Below are 18373 nucleotides of genomic sequence, written 5' to 3' on the forward strand. Positions count from 1 at the left end.
ATATCATGAAGCGTTCAATTCTGTTTGCTCTTGCCCTTGGCATCTCCCTTCCGCTGGCAGCCTAGGCCCAGTCCCCTGACCAGAACCAGGGCAGTGGGCAGGGCGAACATCGTGGCCATGGCCATCACGGTGGCAGGCATAGCGGCCACGGCAACCATGGGAGCCAGGGCGGCGGTCACCAGAATGGTGGTGACCAGAACGGCGGTCCCGGTGGCGAACGGGGCGATCGCGGTGGTGACAACCACGGCGACCAGAACAATGGCCCCGGCGAGCGTGGCAACCATGGCAGCGACGGCCAGAACGGTAACTGGGGTGAGCATGACGGTAGTCATGGCGGCGACCGCAATGGCGGCTGGAACCAGAACAGCAGCAATTCCAACTGATCACGTCCCTCCAGCGGAAGGCCCGGCGTATTGCCGGGCTTTTTTGTTGAAAAGACCAGGCCCGCACTATCTGAACATAACCGGCAGAAAAGCACGCTGACAGGCAGTGCCGTGCATGCAACCTGTCACCGGTCCTTTCCGTTGCACGTGGACCTGTTGGAGGAGGAACGTCATGTTCAGGATGCAGGTCAGAGATAAACCGGACATTCCCGTGCCATCTGAACCGCCGACCACGGTGCCACCACCCACACCCATTCCGGATCCCGGACCTGACCCGGATGACGATCCGCTGGATGATCCCCGACCGGATATACCGGACTGGGGCAGTGATGACGAACCGGTTGATCCGCCCACGGATGACCCGCTTGATCCGTTTGCACCCGATGAGAAAGACAGGGGAACCGTCGAAGACTGGTAAGCTGGGGCTTACATTTTGTGACGGGAACACAGCCGGTTAGCGGATTAAGGTTGGGGTCCCCACAGGTGAGATGCCGCTACTGTCCATGTCCAACCATAATACAGGACGTGCCATCACGTTCTTCCTGCCTGTCCTCATAGTAGCGATGTCAGGCTGTCACCAACCGCCAGACCGTACCGATAAATGCTGGCGCCCCCCATCGTCGCACAATAGTAGCGTGCATGGCAGCATAACCACCGGCTTTGGCGTCGGCAGCGGACGCGGCATGATGGGTGGTTTTCCCATGGGCGGCATGACAGGCGCAGGCGGTATGCCCGGCCCGATGCCGACGGGTATGGGGCCTGGCATGGATCAGAGTAGTCCCTTCACGGAAGAACAGACCGCCAGGAACAGCCTACCCAAAGACTGCATGCCGCCTGATTTCCCCGCGCACGTACAAAGTTCGTCCCGCCAGACGACCACGCTGCCAGCCCCGCCTGCGGTCCAGCAGGTGCCCGATACGGTAGACGTATCCGGCATCCGCATCGGTCCGTGAACTGATCCATGTCTTATGTCCATTCTGAATGGAAATGATCAGTTTTCATGTCGCATATACAGTACAGTCGCGACATAAAGTCAGAGGGCTGCGCGAGAGTTCGTGACGGGATGAGAAGAGGGGAGGGAGGCTCGCCTGCGCCCGTCAGGGAGTTCACCGCCATGACGATCCGAATGCCTGGATCAGACAGGATCCTACCTGATCCGTTAAAACCGATGTGCGATATCCGATTTCTGCCTCATCAGTCAGGCAGTCGGCCTGCAATCCGAAAACTCGGGGCAGGACATCCGGCACAGCCGTTTTTCAGACCGAAACTGGACAGGATTGCCGTGGAGGTCCTGCAGTCCGCGCAGGCTGCCGCCTGCAAGTCTTTCCATCCGGTTCCCCTATCACCGGCCAGATCGGTTGCGGCCGCACAGCTCCGTGCCGTCTTAATCAGTTCCGTTCCGTAACTGCTTCACAGGCAGTCGGGAACACTCCTGTACGCCCCGGAAGCAGCGTGGCATCACCATTCATACCGGGAAGTCCTGCAGACATCAGGAACACGAAACAGATTGATCCCAACAGACAAGACATGGAGGACCTGAACATGGACGCAACGGAATACAGACCCGACAACAGACTTTTACGTCTACGGGAGGTTACTGAAAGAACCGGACTGAGCCGGGCAACCATTTACCGGCATATCAGTAAAGGGACGTTCCCCAGACCACGCAAACTGTCCAGCGGCACAATCCGCTGGCATTCCGGCATTATCGAGGACTGGATCAATACCGCCGGTACGCCAGACAACTGACCGGTTTCTTGTTGCAATCAGTTCCCCGAGGCTGACCTGACCTTCTCTGACCAGGTCAGCCCAGACCTGCGCCAATTCACGCCGCCGCTCCAGATAGATCGCCCGATTGTACGCGCCTTCCACTTTATCCTTGAGCGAATGGGCCAGCATCACATCGGTCACCTGCCGGTCACTTCTGAAACCCTCGTTCATGATGGTGGACCGGAAGCCATGCGGTACATGGTAGTGATGGAAACCCGCGCGGTTAAGCAGATAACCCAGCGCGTTTTCACTCATGACCTGTCTGGGGCGACGCGTATTGGGAAACAGATGCGGCCATCGCCCGCTGAATGGCCGGAGCGCCACCGGGAATTGCAGGCATCCTGACCATACTGGCCGAAACCGGCATGCGCATGAACGAAGCCGTGAAGCTGGAACGCTGGCAGGTGGACAGCCGAAGCCGCCAGATCCTGCTGACCAAAACCAAGACCAGCAGGCCGCGCACCATCAGCTGGCACACGCCCGGCGGCAATGCCACCAGGGCGCTGGAGGAGGGGGCAGCAAATGGCTTCCTTTACACCAGCGGCACCACCGGCAGGCCGTTTGCCAATTTCTCATCCAACCATGCCCAGATCATGCGGCGCATCCTGCGTGACAATCCGCTATTCCGGCGCTTCGGGGTGCATGGCCTGCGACATGCCTTTGCCGTGCGGTGGCTGAAGGCAGGGGGAAACATCTATCGCCTGTCCCGGCATCTCGGACACAGTTCCGTGAAGGTGACCGAGCAGAACTATCTGGGCTTCCTGACCGTGGAGGAACAGGAACGGGTCCAGTTCCAGGCGGAGCAGATTTTTGCGGGGGTCCCCACAAATTCCCCCACAGCAGCCTGAAAAACCATCCTGAAACGACCAAAGCGCCCCGGAGGGCGCTTGGCAATTTCTTGTTTGTTTACAATAAGTTCTGGCGGAGGGGAAGGGCATCATTTATCTGTTGTAATACGCTGAAATACATAGATTTCAACATTCCACATTTATCGCCATACCCGGCATTATACCCATAAAATATTTTCACGATGCCACACCGACAGCGATGCATTTTGACCTGCCCATAGGCTGCGCCTCTATACAAACCGGAACCGCCATCAAACCAAGTGCGCATCCCACGCTTTGGAAAAGCGTTTTCCTGCCATGCTGGTTCAAAAGAATACATATCCAGAAATTATCATACATAATGTTTTTTAAATCCCGTTGCCAACGGGGAAATCGATGCTCTTTTCTCAGCAGAAAAATAGTCATCTCGCGTATAGGAAAAGTCATCCATAGCGAAAGCCGCATAAATGGTAGAAGCTCAATCCTGTCGCATCTGGCCTCAGAAAAGCCCGGTAAATCAATGTTGGGAGAAAAGGACCATGCCGCAGGTTTCAGAAGAACATGAGAGGAACAATAGCTTGCTCTCTGGGAAGGATTCTGCCATTAGGGCAGATACAGTCCTAGTCCACCGATATCGGAAACACCTTCATGCCCACGCGAACAGAATTCAGTCTCCTGCGTGACCGGGCAGGCCTTACGTTACATCAGGCAGCAGAAGAACTGGGGCTGGGAGAGCGGACGGTATATCGTTACGAGAACATGCCCGGTGCGGCGAGCCGCACGGCACTCAAACTGCTACGCCATATCGCCAATGAACGGCTCCGTGCGTTCGAAAAGGAAAGGGTCAACTTCCGCTTCATTGACCTGTTTGCCGGTATTGGTGGTCTCAGGATCGGCTTTGAAGGGATTGGCGGTCGATGCGTCTTCACCTCGGAGTGGGACCGGTTCTCCCGACAGACCTATGCACTCAATTATCCGGACAATCACGAAATCAGTGGGGATATCCGGCCGTTTGCCGATGATCCGTCGCTGATCCCCGAGCACGATATCCTTCTTGCCGGCTTTCCCTGCCAGCCTTTTTCGATCGCCGGCGTTTCCAAGAAAAATTCTCTGGGCAGACCCCATGGCTTCCTGTGCGACACCCAGGGAACCCTGTTTTTCGATACGGCCCGGATCATCGCCCATCACCGGCCAGCAGCATTCCTCCTGGAAAACGTGAAAAATCTGGAACGGCATGACAGGGGGCGTACCTTCGCCACCATCATGCACGTTCTTCAGGAAGAACTGGGCTATCATGTCCAGACGCGGGTGATCAGCGCGGCGTCTTGGGTTCCCCAGAAGCGGGAACGTATTTTTATCGTAGGTTTTCGTGAAAAAACGGAGTTTGAACTCGCGTCCCTGGCGATTCCGCCCGCGGAGCAGGGGCCCCGGCTCGGCTCAATCCTTCTGCCCCATGATGAAGTAGACCCGAAGTACACCCTCACGGAACATCTCTGGACCTATCTCCAGAATTACAAGGCCAAACATGCTGCAGCCGGTAACGGCTTCGGTTTCGGGCTGTTCGGACCGGACGATGTCGCCAGAACGCTGTCAGCCCGGTACCATAAGGATGGCTCCGAGATCCTGATCAGACAAGAAGGCAAACGTCCACGTCGCCTGACCCCGCTGGAATGTGCACGTCTGATGGGGTTTGACCGGGGAGCACGTCGTTTCCGCATCGGCGTTTCGGACACGCAGGCCTATCGCCAGTTCGGAAATGCGGTCGTGGTACCGGTCATCGAGTTTCTGGCCAACGCGATGAAACCCTATATCCGGTCAGCCCTGGCGCAGCAGTCTGCCGTGCCGGTATGGTCCCAGCCTGATATCCCGGGGCTGCCTCATGCGCATCAGCAGGTTGCCGTTGCCTGATATCGTCTCCCCCGAACAGCGGAGCCGGATGATGGCTGGTATCCGCGGGAAAGACACGAAGCCGGAAATGGTCCTGCGAAAAGGCCTGCATGCCCTTGGTTTCCGCTTCAGACTGCATGACAGAAAGCTGCCGGGTACGCCGGATCTGGTATTTCCAAAATACAGGGCCGTAATTTTCATCCATGGCTGCTTCTGGCATGGCCATGACTGCCATCTTTTCCGTCTCCCGGGTACCCGCACCGAATTCTGGCGCAGCAAGATCGAGCGTAACCGGGCTGTTGATGCCCGGACCGTCCCCACATTACGCAACTCCGACTGGCGCGTCGGAACCGTGTGGGAATGTGCAATACGGGGAAAGGGACGCATCTCACTGGAGGATGTCCTTGAAACCTGTGCATCATGGCTGAAATCGACAACAACTGAACTGGAGATAAGGAGCAGTAACACGTGAAACGCGGACAGCTTTCAGACCAGTTCGAGGGTGTCGTCGCAAAAAGACTGACCGAGGTTGAAACCCGCCCAGACAGATCAAACCAGCATGAACTCAATGGTTCACTACCTTTACGGAAGCTTCTGGGAGATGATGACCGGCGCAATATTTCCGCTCGGTTCATATGGTTGGGTGAAGAACAGGCAGCCGTTTCGGTTGATGGGGTACTAAGCTGGTATGATGCCCGCAGGAGACATCCCACCCGCACTGAATACCGCCTCTATTACAGTTCCAATGAGGTGACCGAAATCATGGCACCAGGGGACATATTTTTCCTTGCCATGCGCCAGGACGGGAGCGCTCTCCTGATCATCGTGCCGGCAGACAGCACTGTACAGAACCAGTTGTTCTGGCTTTTTGGTCTCGACAGCCTGTCCGAAACCGGTTTTGCCTTTCAGGAAATCGAGGGATCACACGATCCGGAACTGAATTTCGCAGCCCGTTATATCCTGGACGAACTGGGGGTGGAACCGGCGGAGCCGGAAGCAGACACACTCGATAGACTCATTGAGCCATTCGGTCTCAGGTTTCCCACCACACGGGTCTTTTCTGATCTCGCACGCAGATCCCTGCCGCATATTTCGGCACGGGACAATCCTGACAACGCCCTGGTCACATGGATGGAACGCGAAGAACAGCTATTTCGCAGGCTCGAACGCCGGATTGTAGCCGAAAAGATCAATGCCGGGTTCCAAGGCCACGATGGCGCGGATGTGGACGGTTTTCTCAGTTTTTCACTGAGCGTGCAGAACCGGCGCAAAGCCCGTGCCGGCTCGGCGCTGGAAAATCATCTCGAGGCGGTTTTTCAGGAAAACGACATCCGGTATGTGCGCGGCGCTGAAACAGAAAATCGCAATAAACCCGACTTTCTGTTTCCTGATAAGCAGGCTTATGCGGACCCTACATTTCCTGCTGACAGGTTGACCATGCTCGGCTCAAAATCAACACTCAAGGACCGCTGGCGTCAGGTTCTGTCAGAAGCGGTCCGTATCAGCCAAAAGCACCTTCTTACCCTGGAACCCGGCATTTCCGAAAACCAGACCGATGAAATGCAGGCTAAAGAGCTTCAGCTTGTTCTGCCAGAAACACTGCACACGACCTTTCGTCCAACACAGCAGGCATGGTTGATGAATGTTGCCGAGTTTATTGATCTTGTTCGATCCCGACAGAATACTTATCTACAAAATAATTTAATAGGTTTTCATAACCATGATAGCACCTAAATGGAATGTACGGACAAAAACGCATTGCCCTCATACATAAGGATCATTGTCCTTTAAAGGACAATCGCCCACACTGATTGCATGTTGCACGCATTCAACCACAAAGGTGTTCGACGCATTCTGGCTAGTCGGCACGATGACCATACAAATGACAGGAATGAAGATGCCATTACCTCCATGGTATTTTCACCGCTGACTTTCATGCGGACAGAAGATGTCTGGACCATCATAAGGAACCTGCTCGGTCTGAACATGCCTGACAGGTATCAGACACAAACGCCCACCACACACGAAATCCGGTTATGGCCCAAAGGGCTGAAAGCAAAATCATCAAACGGAGTCTTTGTATCCCGCTGCGAGCCTGACGTTGTGATGCGATTTCCCATGGTTGATCTCCCTACGCTGACCATTACATGTGAAATGAAATGGACATGGGCCATACACCCCGATGATCTGCTGCGTGAAATCAGACGCGAACGCGAAGCTGTACAACGGGACCATCCACACGATGCGACACTGCTGGTTGCATTGACACAGGCGGCCGATCCGATCAGGGACGCCGATGTGGTCAACATGCGGTGGGCACATGTGCATGGAGTTGCGCGCCATCTCGGTCGGGCTTCCGGACCATCACAGGTACAGGAATGGGGAAAACAGATTTCTACATTTCTTGAAAAAGCAGGACAGGTATCATTCGGTGGCTTCACCATTGATCCGGTCGATTTAATTTCAGAGTGGGTGACAGGAGAGAACTAATGAACAAATGCGATATTTTTACATCTTTTACAAACACAGATAGGATATGGCGGGCAGCAGACCGTCTGTCAGCAGAAGCGCCGCAACTATTCCATAATGCGGGTCTGTTACTGGATCTGCAAGGAGATGATTACGAAGAAAGGGCTGATCAGGATATTATTTCCAGTAGTGCAGCATATTCATATAAGCTTTTACTCTCCAAAAGTCGGCATCACAGGGCATTGATTCTCGCATTTGAAATGTATCGGCCTGTCAACGACCCCCAGTGGGAATATGCCCGCACATCCCTGCTTACATGCGCCTATTCACCCGCATATAAAAACAGGTGGGAACTGGACATGCTGTTAATCGATGAAAATGGACATCCCGTTCATGAAGATACACGGGAAGGTAGTTGTATTTACCCTCATGTGCCAGAACTGATAATCTGGAAGACTGACCAAAGTAGTGATCCTATCCAGCCATATGGCCCTCTTGACGCAACGGACTGGTTTTTTAGCGTACCTCTATCGCAAATTACCAGCCAACGGGACTTTGTGAAAAAAATCGTGCAGCCCTGCGCCAGCCTTCTGAAAGGGGACACACCTTCCACAGCACTAGCGGGAACGGGTGCCATCCAGTTCAACAATTGGTAGAAATAATAATGGGTAGCGGGGCAGGTATTTCAATAGAGAAGACAACGCCTCCTATCGGAACGCCCTGATCCAAGAATACTAATCTTAGTGTGCTACGTTTTTGTTGCAACTTAAAAAGAAATGTTAGGTTTTTATAGGATGTCCTTATCTGGCAACTCATGCAGGTGTGCTGCCTCCCGCGAGGTAAGCACGCCATTCCGTGAATTGACCAGTGAGAATGGGATGCCGGACTTTGCCAGATGGCTCTCCGACTGGTGATGGAAGCGACCGGTCTCCTCGAAGAGGACCTGCCCGGCATTGTCTGCCAATCTAGCGTAGAAGCGTTCTAAGGCCTTTTGTATCGTCCGAAGTCTGGATCAGGTCACCATGTTGATTTTCACTGAGAACTGGGGTCTTCCGCAAAGTGTGTGGTGATTTTTGCGCTATGAGATTGGAAGTACACGTGCCCTGAGGAGTTCGAAGCCTGCTCTCCCGAACATGGTGCGCTTTATCATTTTCAATCGACTGATCTGCCCCTCGACAGGGCTGGTTGTCCACGATGTCACAAGAGAAGCCCGAATGGCTGCGGCATCCCGTTCAAGGGCTGGAACCAGACGGGAGAACAGGGTATCCCTTCCTGCTTCCAGTAAAAGCCTGAGGTTGTCTTCTGATCTCCTGCAGAGCAGATTTTGCATTTTCCTCGCCCAGCTGGTCGTTTTTTCCAGTTGGGGTTCTGCTGCAAGAAGTTCCCTGACAAACAGGGTCTGCTGATCGGCAAGTGTTCCATGATCCGTCAATAAGAGGCGTGCCAGTTTCCGTCCGAGGGGAGGCACACCATAGCGTCGGGAGCGCTGTTGTGGAGACGCAGCCTGTCGTATCGTCAACCATTTCCACACAATCCCATATTTCCCGGTAAAGCCCTGACTGACCAACTCCCGCCACAATGTCGTGGCGTTATGGCATCCTTGATGCCATCGCCTGTCCAGATAATCCGTATAAGGCGCGAGGATACCGGGCTTTGTCGTGGTACGCTTCCATGTCGGGGCGTGCCCCTGCCTGAACCAACGCCGCAGGGTCTTGCGCTCGACACCGATCATGTCAGCTATGGCCTGAAGGCCATGCCCTTCGGCTTTCAGGGCAAGGGCATCATTGAATCGGGTTTCACGCCTTGACTGTGCGGCCTGGCTCGCATTCCGTGTGGGCGCCTGTGCTTTTTGCAGGCATGATGGCTGGGCACGTATCCCGGTATCCGTGGAGGCTGACTGACAGAGTTTCTGCGTGGTCTGCCGGGCTGTACGGGCATACCGGTCCACAACCGCCACAAAGGCATCCGAGAGGTTTCTGAGCAGATGCCATCTGTCTGTGACCTGAACGGCCGATGGTGCGCCTCTGTAACAGGCATCCGCGTAGGCTCCAGCCCGGTCTCTGGCAATGATCTCAATACCGGGATTTTGCACAAGCCATGCAGCAAGGGTATCCGCCTGCCGGTCTGGCAGCAGGTTGACCACATCATTTTTTTCCAGATCGACCAGGATGGTGCCGTAATGATGCCCCCGACGCCAGGCCCAGTCATCCACACCCAGAACACGGGGAGACCGCGCAGGGGGCTTCCCTGACATTCTGGAAAGGAGCCTGCGGATCAGAGTGTCTGCGCTGACCGGGCAACGCAGGCGTTCTGCCATTCTTGCACCTGCAGACCCACCCAGGGCATGGGCCACATAATGGTGAAGGTCTGTCAGGCGCATGGTATGCCGCCCATAGGGCACGGCCATATCAGAAAGCGGGATGACAAACGTCCGGCGACGACAACCAGCAGTGTTGCAGTAAAGACGGAACGAGGAAACCCGGAGCGTAACACGACGGCCCTGCCAGGGCAGATCCGACAATGTGCGGCGATAAAGACTATGGATCCGCTGCGTCCGGATATGACAGTCGGGACAGACAGCACTGCGATCACGTAAACTCGCTTCTATCTGCACCGTATTGTCGCTCGGCGTGACCTGATCAACAACGAGAGAGGGCGGAAGATCAAGGCACCGGAAGCGTGACACGACAGAAAAATCCCCAAAAGTTGCATACCTTCAGGATTTCTCGGCTTCCTTTCCGCAGTACAAGTCCTCGCGCCACACACTTTGCGGAAGACCCCAGTTCTCAGTGAAAATCAACAGCCTGGACGATGCCAGCCGTATGGCGTTGCTGGCCCATTGCCTGTCCTTCGGCATCAACGCGCTCTACGAGCGCATGCCCGCCTATGGCGCGGTGTCCCAGCGCAGCGTCACCGAGCGTCTCAAGCGTGCAGACCGTCTGGCATCGGCTCTCAGCCTCGATCTGGTCGAGGCGGGCTGGCAGCCCATGGTCGAGAACTATCTCGGCCGGGTGACCAAGGCCCGCATCCTGCAGGCGGTGCGGGAAGCACGCGGTGACGAGGCGGCCGAGCGCATCGCCCACCTGAAGAAGCCCGACATGGCCCGTGAGGCGGAGCGGCTGCTTGATGGTTCGGTCTGGCTACCCGAGGCGTTGCGGGCCGTAGGGCTGGCCGATCAGGCACGGGTTGAAACGGTGACGGCAGGCGGGGATATGGAGGCCATCGCTGCCGAATAGCGCAATGGATTTTTGGAATGGTGAGACAGCGGCTTCCGGTGCCCGGAAGCCGCTTTTTTCATGTCCGCCCTCCCGGGAAGAGGGAGAGGGCGGCTTCGCCTTGGGTGCCGAATAACCGGCATCAGAGGAGAGTTTTCCATGACCACGACCACCATCCTGCCCCCTGCGTCCCGTGGCGCCGGGTCTGGCGGCTTCCGGATTGATCCCTCCCGTGGCGAGCGCAATGTTCGCGTCTCGTCCGAATGGTTCTCGCGCCCCGATGACGAGCGCTACCTGTCGCTGTCCGATCTGCACGCCGCGACCCTGGCGCGCGCGGATCGGGCCACGGCCCGCACCGTGGAGAGTCGCGCCATTCGCGTCGAAGCGTCCCGCGACAATGCCGAACGCCTGACCCTGACCGTGCCAGGACAGAATGACCCGATTGCTCCCACCCACTGGTCCTTTGGCCAGATGTGCAGTCTTGTCGGTGCGCCATCATCGTATCTGCGCAATCTCCCCGCGCCTCTGGCGGCGATCAATCTGCAGCACGGGCTGCTGTCGCACCGCGCCGAGCTGGTCAAGACGCTGGAAACCGAGGACGGGCGCGTGGAACTGCGCGCCGTGACCGGTCCCGATTACGGCCGTATCTGGGATCATGAGCTGGTCGGCGCGGTGCGCAAGATCGCCGGCGATGGCACGGGTGATACCAACTGGAAGGTGCCCGGTGTGATCGACTGGGCCACCATGACCCATAATCCGTACGTGGATATCACCAAGGAAACCACCACGCTCTACGCATCGGATCGCGATGTGTTCCTGTTTCTTGTGGACGACACACACCCGATCGAAGCCGGACGCCTGCCCAATGGCGATCCCGATCTTTATTTCCGGGGTTTCTACGCCTGGAATTCCGAAGTCGGCAGCAAGAGCCTTGGCATTGCGTCATTCTATCTGCGCGGAGTGTGTCAAAACAGAATGCTCTGGGGCGTGGAAAATTTCGAACAGATCACAATCCGGCATAGCAAGTTTGCCGCCTCGCGTTTCGTGCATCAGGCCACACCGGCGCTCCGGAATTTCGCCACGGCCAGCCCGGCGTCGTTCGTCTCGGGCATCCAGGCGTCACGCCGGGCGCTGGTGGCCAGAACCGATGACGATCGCGAAAGTTTCCTGCGTCGTCGTGGGTTCTCCAAACCGGAAACCACCAGGATCATCGAAACCGTGCTGAACGAGGAGGGACGCAAGCCCGAGAGTGTGTTCGACTTCGTGCAGGGAATTACGGCACTGGCGCGGACGAAGACCAACCAGGACACACGGCTGGATCTGGAGGGCAGGGCACGCAAGCTGATGGAAAAAATGATCTGACACGTTCCGAGATGAACCATGTGGTTTCACCAGGCCCGGCCCTGCGCCGGGCTTCTGCGTTTTCATGGAGACAGACCATGGCGGACTTCTTTACGCATTTCTCGTGCGTTCTTGACGTCGGCTCCGCACGCAACGCCGCCCGCGCGATGACGATCTATCTGGATCTGCTGGCCGAGTACCAGATCGATGACGCAGGGGGGATACCGTTTGCCGTCTCGGTAGAACCTGCCCATGGAGCCGGCAGGCTGTGGATTCGGGACGATAGAACGGGTGAGCCCGCCCAGGTGGTCGTCTTTGTCCTGCGCTGCGCCCATAAATTCCGGCTCACTGGTCGCTGGGGCTTTCAATGGGCCAATACCTGCACACGCCCGCGCGTGAACGCCTTCGGAGGCGGTGCGCACGTCATTGATCTGGGAAGCAGGGAGACGGTGGCATGGATTGCTACTTACGGATGGCTGGAGGATACCATTGCCGGAAAAACGTAAAAGCGGATCAGGGGGCGCTGACCGACAGCGTGCCAACCTTGGTGGCCGCGCGCATGAAACGCCTGTCGAATGTCGCAAAACCGCTGCAGCTCTTTGCTGCGGCAAGATGGAGCGCGTCCGCAAAGTCCATGCCCGCTTCCGCCCAATCGAAGGCCTGGGCCACAAGCGTCGCATCCTCGACCGTGACCGTGGGCAGGCCCGCAAAGGCGCGCAGGGCCGGGATCACCCTGTTCTTCGGCATGTCATACACCCCGCGCAGAACCCATTCGGTTTCCAGCACGACGGTGCGTGGCACGAAGACCAACTCCCCGTTGACCACCGCACGCGCCTTTTCGGCCTGTTTCGGATCATCACCCGTCAGGTAGCGGACGATGATATTAGTATCGACCGCGCGCATGGCGTTGCCTGATTTCCGCGTCCAGACCTGCCTGCATCTCATCAATCGATTTCGGGCCGCCTGTGGGCGGGAGGCTGCCAAATACATCTTCGGGCCGGGTGGCCGCGAAAGCTTCCTGCAGCGGACGAAGCAGGACGCCGCGTTCGGTGTTTTCAACCACCAGTCGTGTTCCGGCGGGCCAGTGCAACTGTTCGCGCAGCGCCTTGGGCAGGATCACCTGCCCCTTGGTCGAGACGGTTGTGGTGAGGGGATCGGCTGGCATCACCTGTCTCCGTTGTAAGACAGGTGTAAGATAAAGATCGCCCCTGCCAGATGCAAGCCGATCCTTCCCAAGGGACGTTTATTTCCCGCCGTTCAACGCGTCCTTGAGCGCCTTGGCCGGGGTAAAGCCCAGCTTGCGTGAAGCCGCGATCTGGATCGTGGCACCCGTCGCCGGATTACGGCCTTCCCGGGCTGGTACATCCTTGACCTTGAACTTGCCGAAGTTCGGCAGGGTCACTTCCTCGCCCCTGATCGCAGCCTGGGTCATGGCCTCGACCACTGCGTCGATGACCTTGCGGGTGTCGGCATTGCTCAGGTCAGCCTCGGCGGCCACGATCTCGACGAGATCCGAAACCTTCATGATGATGTCCTTTCTAACGGCAAAAAATGCGGTCTTCTGATCACCCGTTATGGCCAAAATCAGGCATGGCACAAGCAACAGACTGTCGCAGGCTGGCTGACGGACACCGGTTGACAGGGAACAACCGTCCATTTTTTAGCCCATGGCCGCCGGTTTTTACATTCAGAAGCCAATACGCTTCCATCCTGCGTGGCCTCGAGGAATCTGGGTAACGCAGTCCCTTTCAACCATGATGTTCTCAGGAGGCATGATGCACCAGCACGATGCGGCCGACCTTGCCCGCCGTCTTGCCGGGCAGGCCGAAGCAGTCTGTCGGCATTATCTGCCTGCGGGACGCAGACAGGGTAATTACTGGCTGGTTGGCGACGCGCGTAACACCCCGGGTCGCTCCATGTTTGTCCGGCTACAGGGCAGCGCAGAGGGAAAAGGCGCGGCTGGTAAATGGACTGATGCCGCCAGCGCCGAACATGGCGACCTGCTTGACATCATCCGCGAGACGCGGGGCCTGACAGACTTCCGGGACGTGGTGGATGAAGCGCGCCATTTCCTTAGCCTGCCGTCGGCACATCTTTCATCGCGGCCTTCTCCGGGCGGCTTATCTTCCTTTTCCCGGAATAGTGGCGCGACAGGGTCAACGGAGGCGGCCCGTCGGCTGTTTGCCATGAGCAGGCCGATTACGGGCACAATCGTGGAAACGTATCTGCGTAAACGCGGCATTACGGAACTGCACGAAACCGCTTCCCTGCGTTTTCATCCGCGCTGCTACTATCGGGCAGATGATGGCGGTTCTACCGAAACATGGCCTGCCCTGATTGCTGCAGTCACCGATCTGGACGGCAGGCTGACCGGTGTGCATCGCACATGGCTGTCACCGGACGGGGAGGGGAAAGCGCCAGTCAAAACGCCACGACGGGCGATGGGACAACTGCTGGGCCATGCGGTCCGTTTTGGCGCGGCATCCGGCGTCATGGCTATGGGTGAAGGGATCGAGACGGTGCTATCGATCGGCATGGTCTTGCCGCAACTGCCCCTGGCGGCCTGCCTGTCATCCGCCCACCTCGCGGCCTCCGCATTCCCGGCCTTGCTCAGGCGTCTTTATGTTATCCGTGATGACGATCCGACAGGCGACCATACGGCGAAAGCCTTGTGCCAGCAGGCACAGGCTGTCGGGGTCGAGGCGATCGTGCTTTCGCCCCGGCTCGCAGATTTCAATGATGATCTCCGCCATCTTGGTCGAGGTGCGCTCCGGTCGGTCCTGCGTCCGCAGCTTGCCCCGCAGGACGTGGCACTCCTCATGGACGGTACGGTCTGATAACCGTTCGGTAGCGCAACAGGCCGGAATGTCCATCATCTCGCATGGTCAGGTCAAGGCTTCCCCGTTCGGCAGGGCGCGCCCATGGCCTTCCAGGAGGGGAGCGGGCGACAGCCGGGCCGGGCCTGCAATGCCCGGTGGCAACTATTTTCCGTCGCGCGGCCAGCCGCGCTTTACATCGCGAAACAAAATAGCCGCCACCGGTCATCCTCCGCGTTGCTTCGACCGCGCGAGCGCGGTTCCGGCCTGTCCCGACCGCCGCGTTCCGCCCCCGGGAAGGCCGCGATGGGCGCGGCCGACTGAAACCGGAGAGACCCCTCATGACCCGTACGCAGGATGACAGGTTCGAACCCGCCCACACATCGTCACCGACAGATCATGTCCTTACTGAACTCCAGCTCTACGGCTATCGCCCTTTCGAAGACGAACCCGACGCCAGGCCGTTACCGGAAGCCAGCACCATTGGCGGCGCAGTGGCCGATATCTTTGACGCCATGGTGGCGACGCTGAGTGAAACTCGTCTGAAACCCGTCTGAAACCCGTCTGAAACCCGACCTTGAAACCCTGCTCTGGTCCATGGTCAATGTCTTCCACCGCACGGTGGCGCAGGTCGAGCGTGAACTGGACCGGAACGAACAGGCGCAGAAGCAGGCGCAGCGGGAGCAGGATGGGAGCGAGATCCGCTCGGTCGAACTCGAACGCATGCTGGCCGAGGGCCAGACCCTGATCGAACGACGCAATGCCTACGAGATCTTCCGCGATCATGCTGCCGATCTCTTTGAACGCCATACCGGTTCATCCTGGCGCCCCGGACACGGCTCGTTGGTCAGTCGCCCCACCATGACCGCCACGATGGTGGACAGCCGGGATTTCCTGCATGCCCGTCGCAGGGCTGACACCGAGCTTCTGGTTCCTCCAGGTCCGAAAGTGGCCATTACCGGTGGCCTGGACTTCAATGACCACCAGCTGATCTGGGACCGTCTCGATCGGGTGCGCGGTCGGCATCCTGACATGGTCCTGCTGCATGGAGGCTCACCCCGGGGTGCCGAACTGATTGCGGCCCGCTGGGCTGAACACCGCAAGGTCACACAGATCGTCTTCAAGCCCGACTGGTCCAGACACGCCAAGGCGGCGCCCTTCCGGCGTAACGATGCCATGCTGAACGTCATGCCGATCGGTATCCTCGTTTTTCCGGGCACCGGCATTCAGGGAAACCTTGCTGACAAGGCCAGAAAACTCGGAATTCCGGTCTGGAAATTCGGCAGCGGTGGCGTGTAGGCGCCATCGTTTCCATAGCCGCATGACGGTTCCGTATCAGGACCTGTCATGCGGCCATACAGTCGGAATCATTAAATAAAACTTCGTAACGGATATCGGGACGGACAGCCCGATAATGTTCTGGCACCTTCCTGATGACTGTTGAAACCGAATGCTTCCCATCCGCCAGCTTCCCGCATCCCTCTGCCTGTTACTGCCTCTCGCGCTGGGGGCCTGCCATGGACAGGGCCATGATCATGACACCACCTGTCGAAGGGGGCCGCCACCGGGAGGACGCCCCGATATGGGGGGCGGATTTCATGGTGGCATGACAGAGGGTTTCGGGGGCGGCTTTGGTCCCGGCGGCGGTATGTCGGGCATGATGCCGGGTGGTGGACCCGGCGGCATGATGGGCGGGGGCATGGGCGGCGATGGGCCGCCCGATGATGACTTCGGGAGCCACAGGAGGCCGCCACCGGATATGGACCGCTCTGCCACCCGCTGCGGTCCGCCACCCCGCCCACGCGAAGGGCAGAGGCAGGGCGGAACACCACCTACAAACGTGCACGAAGACGTGGATGTATCAAAAATTCAGATCGGCGGATCGGATTGAATGGCGTGTACGGTATCCCGTTTCATGGCGATCCTTTGCTGTTTCTGCTGTCTCTCCGGATGTGCCGAGCACCGGCAACCCCTAGACGATGATGGCCTGCCCGTTACCGACGGATCAGAAACCGGCGGTCCACCAGGAGGTGGCCGAGGCGGTCCGGGCGGTGGAGGAGGAGGCATCTGGTCGGATGTGCTGGATACCGCCATGCAGACCGGCATGGGTTTCCTGCGTCACTAGAGACGGATCCGCATGGCGCGAACATGACCTGCATCGCGCCATGTTTTCAACGTGACGGCCTCCGCCGAATTCGGCTATAGTTTCGCTGCGTCGAGGTGGTGGTGGCAGACGCGATCGTTCAGCCGTGTCCAGCGGAGATCGCATTATGCTTGTTGTCGCACCCTTCCTCTGCGTCGCCAGCGTCGGCCTTCTGTGCTGGCTGGTCTTCACCCTTGCCATCTATGCCCTGCCTTTCGCCATTGGCGTGGTCGCCTTCCTGCATGCCATCCACGCCGGGAGTGGTGCGGTCGGCGCCATCGTGACAGGATTCATTACAGGCGTTGCGACACTGCTCGCAGGCCAGGTAGCGTTTGCGCTGGTTGCAGTCGTCTGGTTCAGGATGATGCTGGCACTGATCTTCGCCATACCGGCAGCACTTGCCGGTTACGACACGACGCTGGGACTGGCGCAGACCGGCCTGTCCTCCGGCGTCTGGGCACACCTGTTTGCCATAACAGGCGCCGCCTTCGTCGGGGGCACGGCATGGGTCCGTATGTGGGCGTTTGTCCCGGCCGATGCACAGGAACAGGATATGGACAGCCGCAGTTCCCGTTCGCACCCCGGGTAACAGGTGCGTCCAGACCAGGCTGTATTACCCTCGTTTCATCACGCGTTCCTGAAACAGGATCGAAGGGGAAGGGCGCCAGAGCGTCAATCGACCGCCCGTGGGACAGTGGTGCGCATGGGCTTGCCGGAATGCTGCCGAAAGGCAGCTTCGTTATCCCGGCATACCCAAACCTCAGTCGCAGCCTGATGTCATCGGCATGGCAGGTCAGGGGCAGGCATGCGGTTCCTCGTCGGGATCCGTAAGCGCGGGTGATACCCACACCCTGGCTTGAGCATCGGCCGACCATGAAGGAACAGCCAGTAAGGCCACGTCTTCTTCCGGGAATGCTGTCAGGCAGCGACCATCACGTCCTCTTCATTGGCTGATCTGCCCGAAGGACAGCTGCGCCTCGATCGCCCTTGGGCAACGGCACGTCGCAACTTTCTTCCCTTGGGGCTGCGCCCCATTCCTCGCGAGACAAGAAAGTTCCGCCGCTGCCGTCCTCCGCGATGCTGCGGTCCGCAAGCGGATGCCCGGTCGATCGCCTTCGGGCGGACGATCGCCATCGAGGCCGCGGTGGTCGCCGCCCGATAACAGCAGGAGAAGTCACATGGCCAACATCGGTTCCTTCAAGAAGGTCGGCAACGAAATCCAGGGCGAAATCGCCACGCTGTCCCTCCAGACGAAGAATGTCCGCATCGTGCCGGAAGCCAACCGTGCCAACGACAACGCACCCAGCTACCGGATCTTCGTGGGCCGGGCCGAAATCGGAGCCGCCTGGTCGAAGCGCTCCGGCGAGGGACGCGACTACCTGTCCCTCAAGCTCGACGACCCAAGCTTCAACGCCCCGATCTTCGCCAATCTGTTCCGGGACGAAGACGGCGAGGGATACAGCCTGATCTGGACCCGGCCCCGCCGGCCAAACGGGGACTGATCCCACCTAATACCCCGCCC

The 18373-nt window shown here is 58.2% G+C and carries 20 protein-coding genes and 2 pseudogenes; 16 read left to right on the plus strand and 6 right to left on the minus strand.

Annotated features, from left to right (window positions below):
- Positions 1–14 precede the first annotated feature (14 nt).
- Complete coding sequence (locus S101446_RS04095) at positions 15–320, minus strand: hypothetical protein (protein WP_244184491.1); 306 nt, start codon at positions 318–320, stop codon at positions 15–17.
- Positions 321–594: 274 nt separating this feature from the next.
- Here S101446_RS04095 and S101446_RS04100 point away from each other — a divergent pair, with 274 nt between their 5' ends.
- From S101446_RS04100 to S101446_RS17635, 9 genes are all read left to right on the plus strand, one after another.
- Positions 595–801 (plus strand): hypothetical protein, encoded by a 207-nt coding sequence (locus S101446_RS04100; protein ID WP_235450143.1) that lies wholly within the window; start codon positions 595–597, stop codon positions 799–801.
- 265 nt (positions 802–1066) lie between these two features.
- The gene (locus S101446_RS18355; protein ID WP_244184493.1) at positions 1067–1336 is read left to right on the plus strand and encodes a hypothetical protein; all 270 of its coding nucleotides are present in this window, start codon (positions 1067–1069) and stop codon (positions 1334–1336) included.
- A 589-nt stretch (positions 1337–1925) separates the two neighbouring features.
- Positions 1926–2132: a helix-turn-helix transcriptional regulator gene (locus tag S101446_RS04110; RefSeq protein WP_087608826.1), complete on the plus strand. Its 207-nt coding sequence runs from the start codon at positions 1926–1928 to the stop codon at positions 2130–2132.
- A gap of 329 nt (positions 2133–2461) precedes the next feature.
- Positions 2462–3001, plus strand: a complete 540-nt coding sequence (locus S101446_RS04120; protein WP_244184496.1) for a tyrosine-type recombinase/integrase — start codon at positions 2462–2464, stop codon at positions 2999–3001.
- A 627-nt stretch (positions 3002–3628) separates the two neighbouring features.
- The gene (gene dcm / locus S101446_RS04125) at positions 3629–4888 is read left to right on the plus strand and encodes a DNA (cytosine-5-)-methyltransferase (RefSeq protein WP_087607705.1); all 1260 of its coding nucleotides are present in this window, start codon (positions 3629–3631) and stop codon (positions 4886–4888) included.
- Positions 4860–5339: a very short patch repair endonuclease gene (locus S101446_RS04130; protein ID WP_341865151.1), complete on the plus strand. Its 480-nt coding sequence runs from the start codon at positions 4860–4862 to the stop codon at positions 5337–5339. The genes dcm and S101446_RS04130 overlap by 29 nt, the downstream gene beginning before the upstream one ends.
- Entirely contained in the window at positions 5336–6601 is a 1266-nt protein-coding gene (locus S101446_RS04135; protein ID WP_087607706.1) for a type II restriction endonuclease, read from the plus strand. Before S101446_RS04130 ends, S101446_RS04135 begins: the two co-directional genes overlap by 4 nt.
- 81 nt (positions 6602–6682) lie before the next feature.
- A complete protein-coding gene (locus tag S101446_RS04140) occupies positions 6683–7357 on the plus strand; it encodes a hypothetical protein (protein WP_157684816.1) in 675 nt (224 codons plus the stop codon).
- Positions 7357–7992, plus strand: coding sequence for a hypothetical protein (locus S101446_RS17635; RefSeq protein WP_157684817.1), 636 nt, complete (start codon positions 7357–7359; stop codon positions 7990–7992). Before S101446_RS04140 ends, S101446_RS17635 begins: the two co-directional genes overlap by 1 nt.
- Before the next feature lie 422 nt (positions 7993–8414).
- Here the strand turns inward: S101446_RS17635 and S101446_RS04145 are convergent, their stop codons facing one another.
- Positions 8415–10022 (minus strand): ISL3 family transposase, encoded by a 1608-nt coding sequence (locus S101446_RS04145; protein ID WP_157684818.1) that lies wholly within the window; start codon positions 10020–10022, stop codon positions 8415–8417.
- Positions 10023–10131: 109 nt separating this feature from the next.
- Between S101446_RS04145 and S101446_RS04155 the strand changes: the two are divergent.
- The 3 genes and pseudogenes from S101446_RS04155 to S101446_RS04165 form a co-directional block, all read left to right on the plus strand.
- Positions 10132–10572 (plus strand): annotated as a pseudogene (locus S101446_RS04155) (chromosome partitioning protein ParB); the annotation flags it as partial.
- A gap of 138 nt (positions 10573–10710) precedes the next feature.
- Positions 10711–11913 carry a DUF932 domain-containing protein gene (locus tag S101446_RS04160; protein ID WP_087607710.1) on the plus strand — a complete coding sequence of 401 codons (1203 nt, stop codon included), beginning with the start codon at positions 10711–10713 and terminating at the stop codon, positions 11911–11913.
- A gap of 77 nt (positions 11914–11990) precedes the next feature.
- Positions 11991–12398, plus strand: a complete 408-nt coding sequence (locus S101446_RS04165) for a hypothetical protein (protein WP_087607711.1) — start codon at positions 11991–11993, stop codon at positions 12396–12398.
- Between the two features lie 7 nt (positions 12399–12405).
- On the opposite strand, the gene S101446_RS04170 is transcribed toward S101446_RS04165, so the two are convergent.
- From S101446_RS04170 to S101446_RS04180, 3 genes are all read right to left on the minus strand, one after another.
- Entirely contained in the window at positions 12406–12795 is a 390-nt protein-coding gene (locus S101446_RS04170) for a type II toxin-antitoxin system VapC family toxin (RefSeq protein WP_087607712.1), read from the minus strand.
- Positions 12776–13057, minus strand: coding sequence for an AbrB/MazE/SpoVT family DNA-binding domain-containing protein (locus S101446_RS04175; protein WP_208620552.1), 282 nt, complete (start codon positions 13055–13057; stop codon positions 12776–12778). The genes S101446_RS04170 and S101446_RS04175 overlap by 20 nt, the downstream gene beginning before the upstream one ends.
- Positions 13058–13135: 78 nt before the next feature.
- Positions 13136–13417, minus strand: coding sequence for an HU family DNA-binding protein (locus S101446_RS04180; protein ID WP_087608829.1), 282 nt, complete (start codon positions 13415–13417; stop codon positions 13136–13138).
- A gap of 250 nt (positions 13418–13667) precedes the next feature.
- On the opposite strand from S101446_RS04180, the gene S101446_RS04185 reads away from it, so the two are divergent.
- On the plus strand, positions 13668–14729 hold the full coding sequence (locus S101446_RS04185) for a DUF7146 domain-containing protein (protein ID WP_087608830.1): 1062 nt from the start codon (positions 13668–13670) through the stop codon (positions 14727–14729).
- 320 nt (positions 14730–15049) lie between these two features.
- Positions 15050–16007, plus strand: a pseudogene (locus S101446_RS04190) (DUF2493 domain-containing protein).
- 190 nt (positions 16008–16197) lie between these two features.
- Here S101446_RS04190 and S101446_RS18185 read toward each other — a convergent pair.
- On the minus strand, positions 16198–16449 hold the full coding sequence (locus S101446_RS18185; protein WP_010510536.1) for a hypothetical protein: 252 nt from the start codon (positions 16447–16449) through the stop codon (positions 16198–16200).
- Positions 16450–16978: 529 nt separating this feature from the next.
- Here S101446_RS18185 and S101446_RS04205 point away from each other — a divergent pair.
- Both S101446_RS04205 and S101446_RS04210 read left to right on the plus strand, forming a co-directional pair.
- The gene (locus S101446_RS04205) at positions 16979–17440 is read left to right on the plus strand and encodes a hypothetical protein (protein WP_087607716.1); all 462 of its coding nucleotides are present in this window, start codon (positions 16979–16981) and stop codon (positions 17438–17440) included.
- 589 nt (positions 17441–18029) lie between these two features.
- Positions 18030–18353 carry a DUF736 domain-containing protein gene (locus S101446_RS04210; RefSeq protein WP_087607717.1) on the plus strand — a complete coding sequence of 108 codons (324 nt, stop codon included), beginning with the start codon at positions 18030–18032 and terminating at the stop codon, positions 18351–18353.
- Positions 18354–18373: the final 20 nt, after the last annotated feature.

The organism is Komagataeibacter europaeus (assembly GCF_002173515.1).
GTDB classification, from domain to species: domain Bacteria; phylum Pseudomonadota; class Alphaproteobacteria; order Acetobacterales; family Acetobacteraceae; genus Komagataeibacter; species Komagataeibacter europaeus.

Coding starts and splice junctions, on each gene's coding strand:
- S101446_RS04095 (WP_244184491.1), bottom strand. CDS start 320: ATGCTCACCCCAGTTACCGTTCTGGCCGTCGCTGCCATGGTTGCCACG.
- S101446_RS18355 (WP_244184493.1), top strand. CDS start 1,067: ATGATGGGTGGTTTTCCCATGGGCGGCATGACAGGCGCAGGCGGTATG.
- S101446_RS04110 (WP_087608826.1), top strand. CDS start 1,926: ATGGACGCAACGGAATACAGACCCGACAACAGACTTTTACGTCTACGG.
- S101446_RS04120 (WP_244184496.1), top strand. CDS start 2,462: ATGGCCGGAGCGCCACCGGGAATTGCAGGCATCCTGACCATACTGGCC.
- dcm (WP_087607705.1), top strand. CDS start 3,629: ATGCCCACGCGAACAGAATTCAGTCTCCTGCGTGACCGGGCAGGCCTT.
- S101446_RS04130 (WP_341865151.1), top strand. CDS start 4,860: ATGCGCATCAGCAGGTTGCCGTTGCCTGATATCGTCTCCCCCGAACAG.
- S101446_RS04140 (WP_157684816.1), top strand. CDS start 6,683: ATGTTGCACGCATTCAACCACAAAGGTGTTCGACGCATTCTGGCTAGT.
- S101446_RS17635 (WP_157684817.1), top strand. CDS start 7,357: ATGAACAAATGCGATATTTTTACATCTTTTACAAACACAGATAGGATA.
- S101446_RS04160 (WP_087607710.1), top strand. CDS start 10,711: ATGACCACGACCACCATCCTGCCCCCTGCGTCCCGTGGCGCCGGGTCT.
- S101446_RS04165 (WP_087607711.1), top strand. CDS start 11,991: ATGGCGGACTTCTTTACGCATTTCTCGTGCGTTCTTGACGTCGGCTCC.
- S101446_RS04170 (WP_087607712.1), bottom strand. CDS start 12,795: ATGCGCGCGGTCGATACTAATATCATCGTCCGCTACCTGACGGGTGAT.
- S101446_RS04175 (WP_208620552.1), bottom strand. CDS start 13,057: ATGCCAGCCGATCCCCTCACCACAACCGTCTCGACCAAGGGGCAGGTG.
- S101446_RS04180 (WP_087608829.1), bottom strand. CDS start 13,417: ATGAAGGTTTCGGATCTCGTCGAGATCGTGGCCGCCGAGGCTGACCTG.
- S101446_RS04185 (WP_087608830.1), top strand. CDS start 13,668: ATGCACCAGCACGATGCGGCCGACCTTGCCCGCCGTCTTGCCGGGCAG.
- S101446_RS04205 (WP_087607716.1), top strand. CDS start 16,979: ATGCTTGTTGTCGCACCCTTCCTCTGCGTCGCCAGCGTCGGCCTTCTG.
- S101446_RS04210 (WP_087607717.1), top strand. CDS start 18,030: ATGGCCAACATCGGTTCCTTCAAGAAGGTCGGCAACGAAATCCAGGGC.